10 protein-coding genes are annotated in these 11659 nt (G+C 70.3%); 7 read left to right on the top strand and 3 right to left on the bottom strand.

Annotated features, from left to right (window positions below; all coding sequences use genetic code 11):
• The first annotated feature begins 3 nt into the window (after positions 1-3).
• Entirely contained in the window at positions 4-1350 is a 1347-nt protein-coding gene (locus ACQPYK_RS08380) for a M20/M25/M40 family metallo-hydrolase (protein WP_433252752.1), read from the top strand.
• Between the two features lie 120 nt (positions 1351-1470).
• Here the strand turns inward: ACQPYK_RS08380 and ACQPYK_RS08375 are convergent, their stop codons facing one another.
• Together ACQPYK_RS08375 and ACQPYK_RS08370 are read right to left on the bottom strand one after the other, a co-directional pair.
• The gene (locus tag ACQPYK_RS08375) at positions 1471-2658 is read right to left on the bottom strand and encodes a hypothetical protein (protein ID WP_433252749.1); all 1188 of its coding nucleotides are present in this window, start codon (positions 2656-2658) and stop codon (positions 1471-1473) included.
• A complete protein-coding gene (locus tag ACQPYK_RS08370; protein ID WP_433252746.1) occupies positions 2655-3155 on the bottom strand; it encodes a SigE family RNA polymerase sigma factor in 501 nt (166 codons plus the stop codon). The genes ACQPYK_RS08375 and ACQPYK_RS08370 overlap by 4 nt, the downstream gene beginning before the upstream one ends.
• 545 nt (positions 3156-3700) lie before the next feature.
• On the opposite strand from ACQPYK_RS08370, the gene ACQPYK_RS08365 reads away from it, so the two are divergent.
• From ACQPYK_RS08365 to ACQPYK_RS08355, 3 genes are read left to right on the top strand one after another with little or no spacing between them, the layout of a single operon-like run.
• Positions 3701-4762: an ATP-binding cassette domain-containing protein gene (locus tag ACQPYK_RS08365; protein WP_433252743.1), complete on the top strand. Its 1062-nt coding sequence runs from the start codon at positions 3701-3703 to the stop codon at positions 4760-4762.
• Entirely contained in the window at positions 4759-7038 is a 2280-nt protein-coding gene (locus ACQPYK_RS08360; protein ID WP_433252740.1) for a YhgE/Pip family protein, read from the top strand. Before ACQPYK_RS08365 ends, ACQPYK_RS08360 begins: the two co-directional genes overlap by 4 nt.
• Before the next feature lie 13 nt (positions 7039-7051).
• Complete coding sequence (locus tag ACQPYK_RS08355) at positions 7052-7822, top strand: TetR/AcrR family transcriptional regulator (protein WP_433252737.1); 771 nt, start codon at positions 7052-7054, stop codon at positions 7820-7822.
• Between the two features lie 37 nt (positions 7823-7859).
• On the opposite strand, the gene ACQPYK_RS08350 is transcribed toward ACQPYK_RS08355, so the two are convergent.
• Positions 7860-8054, bottom strand: coding sequence for a hypothetical protein (locus ACQPYK_RS08350; RefSeq protein ID WP_433252734.1), 195 nt, complete (start codon positions 8052-8054; stop codon positions 7860-7862).
• A 439-nt stretch (positions 8055-8493) separates the two neighbouring features.
• Here ACQPYK_RS08350 and ACQPYK_RS08345 point away from each other — a divergent pair, with 439 nt between their 5' ends.
• The 3 genes from ACQPYK_RS08345 to ACQPYK_RS08335 all read left to right on the top strand — a co-directional run bounded on the left by ACQPYK_RS08345 (position 8494) and on the right by ACQPYK_RS08335 (position 11596).
• A complete protein-coding gene (locus ACQPYK_RS08345) occupies positions 8494-8832 on the top strand; it encodes an ArsR/SmtB family transcription factor (RefSeq protein ID WP_433252731.1) in 339 nt (112 codons plus the stop codon).
• The gene (locus ACQPYK_RS08340; RefSeq protein ID WP_433252728.1) at positions 8829-9047 is read left to right on the top strand and encodes a hypothetical protein; all 219 of its coding nucleotides are present in this window, start codon (positions 8829-8831) and stop codon (positions 9045-9047) included. The genes ACQPYK_RS08345 and ACQPYK_RS08340 overlap by 4 nt, the downstream gene beginning before the upstream one ends.
• Before the next feature lie 317 nt (positions 9048-9364).
• Positions 9365-11596 carry an MMPL family transporter gene (locus tag ACQPYK_RS08335; protein WP_433252725.1) on the top strand — a complete coding sequence of 744 codons (2232 nt, stop codon included), beginning with the start codon at positions 9365-9367 and terminating at the stop codon, positions 11594-11596.
• The last annotated feature ends 63 nt before the right edge of the window (positions 11597-11659 follow it).

The following is an 11659-nucleotide window of genomic DNA, read 5'->3' as shown; positions in this document are numbered from 1 at the left end:
GTCGTGACTCCTGACGAGATCGAAGGCGCCGTCGCCGCGGGCCTGCCCCAGGCGGTCGAAGACCTCAAGCGGCTCGTCGCCATCCCTTCGGTGGCCTTCCCCGGCCATCCGGAGGAGCCGGTGCGCGCCGCCGCCGCGGCGACCGAGGAGCTGCTGCGCAGCGCCGGACTGCCGCATGTCCGGCAGGTCGCGGTGGAGGGTAGCTTCCCCGCCGTCTACGCCGAGGCCCCGGCCCCGCCCGGCGCGCCGACCGTGCTGCTCTACGCGCACTACGACGTGCAGCCCGCGGGCGACCCCGCGCTGTGGCGCACTCCGGCCTTCGAGCCGACGGAGATCGACGGCGCCATCTACGGCCGTGGTGCCGCCGACGACAAGTCCGGCGTCATCTCCCACGTCGCCGCGCTCCGCGCCTTCCGGGGCGACTTCCCGGTCGGCATCAAGGTGATCATCGAGGGTCAGGAGGAGTACGCCGGGGAGCGCTTGGAGGCCTTCGTCGAGCAGAACCCCGAGCTGCTGCGCGCCGACGCGATCATCGTCGCCGACAGCGGCAACCCGAGTGTGGGCGAACCGGCGGTGACCACCTCGCTGCGCGGCATGGGCGCCTTCACCGTCGAGGTGCGCACCCTGAAGGAGTCGCTGCACAGCGGCTCGTTCGGCGGCGCCGCCCCGGACGCCCTCGCGGCGCTGATCCGGATGCTGGCCGCCCTGCACGACGACCACGGCGACATCCGGGTCCCCGGCCTGCCGCGCGGCAGCTTCCTCGGCTCCGGCCCGTCGGAGGAGGAGTTCCGGGCCACCGCGGGCGTGCGCGACGGCGTCTCGCTGGTCGGCTCCGGCACGCTCGCCGACCGGCTGTGGGCCTCCTACGCCATCACGGTCACCGGCCTGGACGTGCCGACCGTCTCCGGCGCCATCAACGCGGTCCAGGCGGTCGCCCGGGCCCGGGTGACCGTGCGCGTGCCTCCGGCGGGCGACCCGAAGACGACCGTGAACGCCGTGGTCGACTTCCTGCGGCAGGTCGCCCCCTGGGGCGTCGAGGTGCACGTCACCGACTACGCGCTGGGCTCCGGATACCTCGCCGACTCCGGCGGGAGCGCCCGTGCCGCGCTGAACCGGGCGATGGAGCGCGCCTTCGGCCGCCCGCCGCGCGACGTCGGCGCCGGCGGCTCGATCCCGCTGGTCTCCACGCTCGTCAAGCAGTTCCCCGCCGCGTCGATCCTGCTCTTCGGCGCCGAGGACGAGGGCGCCTCGATCCACGCGCCCAACGAGCGGGTCAACATCGAGGAACTGCGCCGTACCGTCCTCACGGAGGCGCTCTTCCTGCAGGCGTACGGCTCCGCGACGGCCTAGCGAGGTCCTTCGAAAGGACCCGTCCCATCCGGCGTGACCGGCGGGGGCGGGTCCTTTCCACATCTCTGCCGAGTTCTACCCGGCGCGCTCGCGAAGCCAGGCCATGGCCACCGTGGCGGGCTACCGAATCTTGGCCAGGTCGATCACGTAAAGGTCGTCCCCAAGCGTGTAGCTGAGGAGCCTGCCGGTCGGATCCTCGGACGGCAGATTAATGGAGGAGTCTTTCCCCCGGATGCCCAGGTAGCCCGATTTGCCGGTGTTCAGGTCGTACAGTCCCACGCCCTCGGGCTTCCTGCCGCCGTACGGCGAGACGTAGAAGCGGTCCTGGGTCGGCGGTCTCCCGGTGGCCACTCTGACCGGAACCATCTTCTGCGAGGAGCCGTCCCGGTGTCGGAAGAAGGTCTCGTCTTCCGAGGTACTGCCCAGACAGATGGTCACGCCGCAGAATTGGATCACCTCGCCGGGGTGGGTGACGGTGGTTCTGGTCTCGCCGGTCTCCACGTTCAGGATTCGGGCGAACTCGGTGCCGTGGGGCTCGCCTCCCTGCCCCGGCGTGCCGATCCACGGCCACGCCAGCAGATGCATCCCGGCGCCTCCCTCGACCGGCTCCACTGTGCCGCCCTTCAAAGGGACGGCGAAGACCCCGCCCGTGTAGAGCGAGAAAACGATTTTGCCATTGGCCACGGTGAGCGAGTCGATCCCGCTGCCGTCCCCCTCTTTGATGCTCTGGTCGGCGACGAGCTTCGCCGACCCGCCCTCCACCGGCACGGCCCAAAGGTGTGCGATGCGATCCTTCGTCACGCTCCACCACACCACGTGTCCGTCGCCCACGGCGAAGCCGTTGAAGCCATCCGTGCCCTCGGGCGACGGCAGGTCGGCGATCTTGCGTCGCGAGTTGTCGTCGAGGTCGTAGGCGTAGACGGCGGTCGGCTGGTCGAATCCCGCCGGGGCCGTCACGAGCAGCGTACGGTCGTCGATGAACGTCTGCGGTCGCCACGACGCCCCGTCGGGCCCCTTCGCCGGGACCTTCCGCACCGCCTCCGGCCAGACCTTCTCCACGTGCTCGGCCGGCGTCACGGAGTGCGCCTCCGAAGCGGGCGCGGCCGTTATGGTGTCGCCGGGGGCCATCACGGCGACGGTCCCGCCCGTGACCAGCACGACCGCCGCGGCGGCCAGCACCACCCGGGCTCGCCGCCTCCTGCGCCGGTGGATCCGTTCGAGCCGCTCGGGCAGCAGGGCGGGCAGCCGGGGCGCCTGCCCGGCGGCTTGGCCGAACGTCCTGCGGAGAGTCTCCTCAACCTCGGTCATCGTACGTTCCCCCTGGTCATCGGATTAGTCGGGACGGCGTCGCGGAGTTTGTCGAGCGCGCGGGCGGCCTGGCTGCGTACCGTGCCGCGTGAGATCCCGAGCACGGCGGCGATCTCGGCGTCGTCGAGTTGCTCGTAGTAGCGCAGCACCAGCACCGCGCGCTGCCTGCGCGGCAGGCCGGCCAGTGCCTGCCACATTCTTCGCTCGTCGCCGCTGGGCAGCGGGTCGTGATGCTCGCGCTCCGGCAGGTCCCAGGCGAGCTGCTCGCGCCTGCGTAACCGCCAGGTGGCGATGTGCAGCCTGGCCATCGTGGTACGCACGTAACTCTCCGGGTTTTCCTTCGAGCGCAATCGAGGCCAGGCTCCGCGCAGCTTCAGCAGCGCCTCCTGGACCAGGTCGGCCGCGTCATGCGGATTGCCGGCCAGCATGTAGCCGTAGCGCAGCAGCGCGTCGCCGCGTTCGGCGACGAACTCCGCGAAATGGGGATCAGCTTCCAACAGTCCTTGCCCTTCGTCATTCCTTCACCTCTGAGAGGAGCCAGGGGCGGAAACTGTTGCATGAGGGGATCCCCGTAGTAGTCGCCGAAAATCCAACGGGTATCGCCGACCGACGTCGACACGGAGCACCTGGGCGGGGTCAGCGGCATCCTCGCCCCAGCGCGCCGCATCCACCAACCGACACACCACCCCTGCGCCGCCCTCACATCGGTGGCGCGCAGGGACGCCACGCCGGAGGTCGCCATGCTCGTGAACCAGTCGAGTCCTTCGGCGCCGAACGGGGCCGGCCCGACCATGCTGACCACGCATCGGGCGGGTGTCGGGCCATCTGCGCGTACGCGCGAGCCGCGAGCGCATGTAGCGCCACGGTCGCGTGTCCTAAGGCGCTGAGGGGACTCTTCGGCCGAGCCGGTCACTCACTGGCCAAGCCGGGAGTGACCGGCTTTCGTGAGAATCGCCACCTTTGACCAGCCGGTCACCTGCATGACGCTTTGGCGTGATACTTTTTGCACTGACTGGTCAGTTTAAAGATTCGGGAGGGCGCGGTGTTCCACGGGGTCGCGGTGCACACGGTCGGTCTGTCCCTCAAAGGCGAGCACGGGTGGGTCTACCGCGGCGTCGGCGTCACCGCCGAGCCGGGCAGCCTCACCGCGGTCACCGGACAGGCGGGCAGCGGGCGCACGAGCCTGTTACTGACCCTGGCGGGACGGATGAAACCCACCGAGGGCACCCTCACCGTCGGGCGGTACGGCAAGCCGAGGGCGATCCGCCGCGTCGCCGCGCTCGGCCTGATCGACGGGGTCAACGACCTGGAGAAGGCGCTGACGGTCCGCGAGCACCTGCACGAGCGGTCGCCGGGCATGTTCTGGGGCAGGCGGCAGGAGTCGCGGGCCGGGACCGCGTTGGCCCTCGCGGGCCTGGAGTCGTCCCCCGACGACCGCACCCTCGTCCGCGACCTGAGCCGGGAGCAGCGGGTGCGCCTGGGGATCGCGCTCGCGCTGCTCGACACCCCGGGGCTGCTGGTCCTCGACAACGTGGACACCGGCCTGTCCCGGGACCGTCAGGAGGCACTCTGGGCGACTCTGGGAGAGTTGTGCGGCCTGGGACTGACCGTCATCGCGGCCTGCACGGAGAGCGACCTGGCGACGGCGATCCACCTGCCCTCCGGGAACTCCGGGAACTCCGGGAACTCCGGGAACCTCGACGACACCGCGCGCACCTCGAACTCCCCGGAACGCGCGCGACCGGCGGAGCCGGGGACCACGGCGGACGGGCGGGACGAGGAATCTCTAGCGCATGTCCTCCTGGGCCCGGCCGAGCCGGAGCCCGTACCGGACTCCGAGGAGCCCGAGGACACGGCCGACTCCGGCGGACCTCGGGAGACGGCGGACGGGCGGGACGGGGAATCCCTGCCGCACGCCGCTACCGAGCCGGAGGCCGTATCCGCCCCCGAGGGATCCGAGGCTCCGGACTCCGAAGAACCCGAAACCGTTCCTGACGCCGAAAAGCCTGCGGGGGCCGGCGAGCAGGACGGTGAGACGGTGGCGCGGGCCGTACCGGCCGAGGAGGCCGAGAAGATCGAGGAGACCGAGGAGAGGGACCGATGAGATCGTTGCGGCTGGGACGGCTGGAGCTGCGACGGTTCACCCGGTCGCGGCTGACCCGGGCCGCGCTGGCGGGCGTGGTGATGCTGCCGCTGCTGTACGCGGGGCTGTACCTGTGGTCGTTCTGGGATCCGCAGGGCAACCTGGGCAACATTCCGGTGGCCCTGGTCATGGAGGACAGGCCCGCGACCGTCGACGGCAAGACGGTGGACGCCGGCCGCGAGCTGGCCGAGGAGCTGCGCGACCGCAAGGTCTTCGGCTGGCACACGGTCGACGCCCGGGAGGCCGCCGACGGCGTCAACGACGGCAGCTTCTACCTGTCCCTGACCATCCCCGCCGACTTCAGCGCCCGCCTGGCCTCTCCCTCCGGCGACGGCACGCCCACCCCCGCCGAGCTCGGCGTCCAGGTGGACACCGGACGCAGCTACATCATGAGGACGATCTCCGACGCGGTGTTCTCCGAGGTCAAGGACGCGGCGAGCCGTACCGCGCTGAAGGACTACTGGGACAACGTCTTCGTGTCCTTCGGCGAGCTGCACGACGCCACAGTCAAGGCCGCCGACGGCGCCGACCAGCTCCATGACGGTACGGCGAAGGCCGGCAAGGGCGCCTCCACCCTGAACGCCGGCCTCGGCCAGGCCAAGAACGGCACCCACCGGCTCGCGGTGGGCCTGGGCAGCGCCAACACCGCCACCGGCAGGCTCGCGGCCGGGGCGGACAAGCTGACCGCGGGCCTGGGCACCGCGGAGAGCGGCTCGCGCAAGCTCGGCCAGGGGCTGACCAAGCTGGAGAAGGGGGCCAAGCAGGTCGCCGACGGCAACGCGCGGGTCTACGACCAGGTGCACCCCCAGGTCGCCAAGCTCAACAAGGTGGCCGACGAGGTCGTTCCGGTGCTGAAGGAGAACGGCGCGCGGCTGCAGTCGCTCGCGCAGTCCGTCGAGGAGGGCGCCAACGCGGTCGCCGACGGCGCCGGAGCGTTGCCCGGCGCCGTCCAGCAGGGCGCGGAACAGGCCCGTCAGCAGGCTCAGCAGCTGCAGAACTGGCTGGAGGCCAACCCGGACGCCGACCCGCGGCTGCGGGCCATCGCCGAACGCCTCACCCAGTCCACCCAGCAGGTGGCCGGCGGCCTGACGGGCGCCGGCGGCGGCGCCGACGGCGCGGCGGCCCGGCTGCAGCGGGACGCCCGCAGGATCGCCGAGATCGCCGGCCGCACGGCGGAGGTCGCGCCGACCGCCGGGCAGCAGCTCGACCAGGTCAGGGACAAGGTCAACGAGCTGGACGAGGGACTCGGCAAGCTGGCCGACGGCTCGGCGAAGCTGCACGCCGGCCTCGGCGACGCCGCCGCCGCCAACCGCAGGCTCACCTCCGGCCTCTCCCAGCTCGGCGACGGATCCGCCCAGCTCGGCCGGGGGCTCGCCCAGCTCGGCGGTGGAATCGTCAAGCTGAGCGACGGCGCGACCAGGGTGGACAGCGGGGTGGGGCGCCTGCACGAGGGCGCCGGGGAGCTCAAGACCGGCATCCACAAGCTGGCCGACGGGTCCAAGGAGCTGAGCGACAAGCTCGGGGACGGGGCGGAGCAGATCCCGGACTACGGCAAGGGCGAGCGCGCCGACCGCAGCGACATGATGAGCGAGCCGGTCAGGCTGGCCAACCAGGTCCTCAACGAGGTGCCCAACTACGGCACCGGGTTCGCGCCGTTCTTCGTCCCGCTGGCGCTGTGGGTCGGCGCGATGGTGAGCTACATGGTGTTGCGCCCGCTCAACCCTCGCCTCCTCGCCGGTACGGCTCCCGCCTGGCGGATCGCGGTGACCGGCTGGCTGCCCGGCCTGGCTCTGGGCTCCGCACAGGTGGGCGTGCTGCTGGCGGTGATCAGGTTCGCCCTCGGCATGGAGGCCGCGCACTGGGCCGGGATCGTCGGAGTCCTGCTGCTCACCGCGGCGGCGTTCCTGGCGATCGTGCAGGCGGTCAACGCCCTGCTCGGCGCGCCCGGACGGGTCGTGGTGCTGGCGCTGCTGATGCTCCAGCTCACCTCGGCCGCGGGAACCTACCCGATCGAGACCTCGCCGGGCTTCTTCCAGACCATCTCGCCGTGGCTGCCGATGAGCTGGGTGGTCAGCGCGCTGCGGCGGCTGATCAGCGGCGGCGACCTCACCGTGGTCTGGCAGACCTGCGGGGTGCTGGCGGTGGCCACGGCGGTGGGCCTGAGCCTGACCGTCTACGCCGTGCACAAGGGGCGCACCTGGTCGATGCGACGGCTCCACCCCGAGCTGGCGCTGTGACTACGGTTACCCCATGACGCAACAGCGGACCGGGGCCCCGAACACCGAGCGCGACCGTCGGGGCCCCGGCACGGGGGCGACCACGAAGGATCCCGGGACGGGCGCGGCCGCGAAGAGTCCCGGGACGGGCGCGGCCGCGAAGAGTCCCGGGACGGGCGCGGCCGCGAAGAAGGGGGACGGCCGCCGGGCGGAGACGAGGCTCAGGCTGTTCACGGCGGCGGTGGAGGTGATCGCCGAGCAGGGCTACACCGCCGCTACGGTGGACGCGATCGCCGAGCGGGCCGGGGTCGCCAAGGGCACCGTGTTCTACAACTTCGGCAGCAAGGAGGCGCTCTTCGCCGCGCTGCTCGAACACGGCATAGAACGGCTGGCCGCCGCGCTGGACGAGGCCGACACCGAGCGGTCCGCCGCACTGGACACGGCCGGCACCGGGCGGCTCCCCGCGCTGGACGCCCTCGACGCGGTGGTCATGGCGCAGCTGAGGTTCTTCGAGGAATACGGCGCGTTCGCCCGGGTGCTGCTCGCCGAGATGTGGCGTACGGCCTGGCAGGACGCGGTGGCCAGACTGCGCGAGCAGGCGCTGGGCGTCTACGCGGGCGTGCTGCGGCGGGCGGTGGCCGAAGGCCTGATCCGGGAGGACCTGGACGTCGACACCGCGGCGACCGCGGTGTTCGGCATGGTGCTGACCGTCTCGATCGAGCGCCGGGCGCTGCATCCGGACCGCCCGATCGAGCAGCTCCACGCCACCCTCGTCGACCTCCTGCACAGGCGGGTGTCCGGCTGAGTCCCGCCTCGGGCGATCTCCCCCGAGAACACGGCATTTATGGGAACGGCAGGTCGGCGGTGTCACCGACCCCGACGACGGCGGCATTGAACTTGGCCAGGTTTCGCCGGGCGATCTCCAGGTTCGGCGGCCATGACTCCGTCGCCGCCAGGACCGGCGGAGCGATCGGGATCGAGGCCGGTACCTCACCTCCGCCGGTCTGAATGTCGAGCGCCGCTTCGGCCTTCGCCATTCGGTCAGCAAGCAGCTTCGCGTAGCCCCGAGACGGACGTTGCTCAGTTGCGCGACCGGCGAACCAGGAGAAGTCCCAGCCCTCGGTTGGGACGGCTTCTCCTTCGGCTACAAGGTCTTCAAACGTGGACATGGGCTGAGGATTGCGGGCGGCGGTGATGCCCGCATCAAGATTACGGGGGTGTCCAGCACCAGAGCCGTCCGGCCTGAAGCGTGCCCCGCCGCGGCGCTGCCGCCTCGGTCGCCGCCTGCCGAGAGGAGACCACCCGCCTGGGCGACCCCGCATCTGGAGAAGGATTCGGTCCCGGTCCAACCGGCTCAACACTGACATCAACCGGGCGCTCCATATCGGCCACCGCCCGTCAGGCGGTGGCCGACGTGGTTTGACGATGGGGATTTCACCTGTCAGTCTTATATTACAGGTGGAAGGTCAACAGATTGTGGATGAGATTCTGACCGGTGAGAAGCTGCTGGCGCTGCTCGCCGCCATCGGCCACCCACTGCGACTGCGGATCATCGCCGAGCTGTCCGGCGGCCGGGTGCACGTCAGCGAGCTGGCCCGGCGACTCGACATATCTCGACCACTGCTCTATATGCACCTTGAGCGGATGGAGAAGGCCGGTCTGGTCACCGGCGTTCTGGAGCTGTCGACGGACGGCAAGGCGATGAAGTATTTCGAGCTGGTGCCGTTCGACGTGCGCCTGACGGTGGACACGATCCTCGGCGCGCTGCGAGCGGACGAACAGGAAGGCCCCGACGTGCAGGAGATCCAGAGATGAAAGAAATCGTCCTCCCCCTCGGGATCATCTTGATCCTCACCGTCGGCGCCGCGGTGGGCTTCATCTCCTGCTTCCGTCTTCACCGGGCGGCGATGTCGGAGTATCGGGAGGCCACCGAGCGGACGGCACGGAATCAGGAGCAGCTCAACACCCAGCTCACCGAGCTGACGACACGGGTCGCCGCCATCGAGCAGATGCTGCGAAGCGTCGGATGATCCTCCGCGTCCCGTGACGCCACCACACCACCTCAGGCGGTGACAGGCCCGGGGCGGCGAGCGGCAACTCGCCACCCCGGGAAACGAAAGTCGCGCGACCACGCCGCAAGCGGCGTGCCTTCAAGCGCACGACCTCCAAAGAAAGGAGAGCAGCTCATGCTGCTCCAACGCAAATCCCTCCGCGGGCGGATCGAACCCGCGGAGGTAGAGGCGCCGTCGTCCCGTAGCCGGACCCGGCATGAGCACGACTCCAGCGACCGGACCCGGCATGAGCACCGCTCTCGCATCCGGGCACACGGACTCGGCGGGGTGACCCGATGAGCGCACGGGCCGGAAGGCGGTCACCGACCGTACGAGTGGCGAGCTGGAGCGCCGCCCATCCATGGCGGGCGATCATCGGATGGTTCCTGTTCGTCGCCCTGTGCCTGGGGGTCGGCTCGACGATCGGCACCAACAAGGCCACCAGCGAGGACTACCGGGTCGGCGAGGCCGGCCGCGCCGAGGCGATCGCGGCCGAGGGGAACCTGCAACGCAGGCCGACGGAGCAGATCCTGATCTCCGTCAGGTCCGGCCCTCAGGACCCTGCCGCGGTCAACGCCGCCGCACGGGACATCACCGGCCGGATGAGGAAGCTGCCCGAGGTCGAGGACGTCGCCGCCCCGATCCGCTCGAAGAACGGCAGGATCCTCATGGTCGAGGTGACCATGAGAGGGGCGGAGCTGGACGGCGGCAAGAAAGTCGACTCACTGCTCGCACAGACCGCCGCCGTGCAGAGAGAGCATCCGGACCTCCTCGTAGAGGAGACCGGCAGCCCCTCCATCAGCAAGGACCTCAACAAGCAGCGCGGCGACGACCTCGCGCTCTCCGAGGCGATCACGCTGCCGATCACACTGATCACCTTGCTGGTCGTCTTCGGTTCGGTGGTCATGGCCGGTGTACCGCTGCTGCTGGCGGTGTCCTCGATCGTCGCGGCCATGGGACTGTCGATGGTGGTCTCGCACATCGTTCCGGACGCCGGTGTCGGCAGCAACGTCATCCTGCTGATCGGCATGGCGGTCGGCGTCGACTACACGCTCTTCTACCTCAAGCGCGAGCGGGAGGAACGGGCCCGCTCGGACGGCAGGCTCGACTCGGTGGCCCTGGTGGAACTGGCCGCGGCGACCTCCGGCCGGACGGTCGTGGTCTCCGGCCTCGCGGTGATCGCCTCCAGCGCCACCCTGTACCTCGCCTCTGACGTCATCTTCTCCTCGCTGGCCACCGGCACCATCGTCGTCGTGCTGGTCGCCGTGATCAGCTCGATGACCGTGTTGCCCGCCCTGCTGGTCATGATCGGCCGCAGAACCGAACGCCGTGCGGCCCGCCGTACCGCCCGGGCGGCGAAGCGGGGCCAGCCGCGCGAGCCGAAGAAGGCGAAGGCCGAGATCGGCCGGGTGTGGAGCACCCTGCTGCGGCCCGCGAGCAAGCACCCGGCGATCACGCTGTGCGTGTCGGTGCTCGTCATGATCTGTCTGGCGCTCCCCATGCTGGGCATGCAGCTGAGGGTGCTGAACAAGGACAGCCATCCGCGCGACGTCCCGGCGATACAGGTCTACGATCGGCTGACCAATGCGTTCCCGGAGCTGCGGGTCCAGCACAGCGTCGTCGTCCGCGCCGACCTCGCCCACGCTGGAGAGGTGGCCGAGGCACTGAAGGATCTCGGCCGGCGCGCCCAGGCGGACCCGCTGTTCGCCAAGAACGTGCGGCCGACGCTGCGGACTTCGGACGACGGCCGGATCAGCCTGCTCAACCTGGCCGTTCCGTTCCGGATGAGCTCCGACGAGGCGATGAAGTCGCTGACGCACATCCGGGAGGACTACCTGCCTGCCACGGTCGGCAAGATCCCCGGTGTCGAGGCGCACGTCACCGGGGACGTCGCCCGTGACGCGGACTACCTCGCCAATCAGAACGAGAAACTGCCGCTGGTTCTGACGGTCCTGCTGTTGCTGACCTTCGTCATGACGGTGGTCGTGTTCCGCTCGGTCGTCATCGGGCTGATCGGGGTCCTGCTCAACCTGCTGTCCGCCGCGGCCTCGTTCGGCCTGCTGGTCATGGCCTTCCAAAGCAGTCTGGGGGAAAGCCTGTTCGGCGCCAACGCCACCGGCGCGATCGGATCCCGGGTGCCGCTGTTCCTCTTCGTGATCCTCTTCGGGCTGTCGATGGACTACCAGATGTTCATGGTCAGCCGGATCAGAGAGGCGGCGCTGCGCGGCGTGCCCACCCGCGAGGCGGTGCTCAACGGCATCGGCCGCTCGGCCGGTGTGGTGACCAGCGCCGCGGTCGTGATGGTGACCGTGTTCGCCAGCTTCGTCTTCCTCCACCTGGCCGAGATGAAGCAGATCGGCTTCAGCCTCGCGACGGCCGTGCTGCTGGACGCCTTCGTCATCCGGGTCATGATCCTGCCGTCGGCCATGACGCTGCTCGGCCGGGCGAGCTGGTGGCCGTCACGCACGATGCGGCGCGCACAGTCCGCACGGGGGGAGGACGCGGCACCTGTCCCGGTGACGCTCTAGCCGTGTCCACGGCGGCAGACCCCGGAAACGGGTAACCCCTTGTCGGGGTAAATCGATTCTTCC

The organism is Streptosporangium sp. CA-135522 (genome assembly GCF_050949235.1).
In the GTDB taxonomy this organism is placed as follows: Bacteria; Actinomycetota; Actinomycetes; order Streptosporangiales; family Streptosporangiaceae; genus Streptosporangium.
Note: the sequence above shows the minus strand (reverse complement) of the source record. Positions and strands in the feature narration are given on the sequence as shown.

Excerpts from the sequence above, each read along its gene's own strand:
- ACQPYK_RS08375 (WP_433252749.1), bottom strand. The coding sequence starts at position 2,658 with ATGACCGAGGTTGAGGAGACTCTCCGCAGGACGTTCGGCCAAGCCGCC.
- ACQPYK_RS08360 (WP_433252740.1), top strand. The coding sequence starts at position 4,759 with ATGAGATCGTTGCGGCTGGGACGGCTGGAGCTGCGACGGTTCACCCGG.
- ACQPYK_RS08335 (WP_433252725.1), top strand. The coding sequence starts at position 9,365 with ATGAGCGCACGGGCCGGAAGGCGGTCACCGACCGTACGAGTGGCGAGC.
- ACQPYK_RS08340 (WP_433252728.1), top strand. The coding sequence starts at position 8,829 with ATGAAAGAAATCGTCCTCCCCCTCGGGATCATCTTGATCCTCACCGTC.
- ACQPYK_RS08355 (WP_433252737.1), top strand. The coding sequence starts at position 7,052 with ATGACGCAACAGCGGACCGGGGCCCCGAACACCGAGCGCGACCGTCGG.
- ACQPYK_RS08350 (WP_433252734.1), bottom strand. The coding sequence starts at position 8,054 with ATGGCGAAGGCCGAAGCGGCGCTCGACATTCAGACCGGCGGAGGTGAG.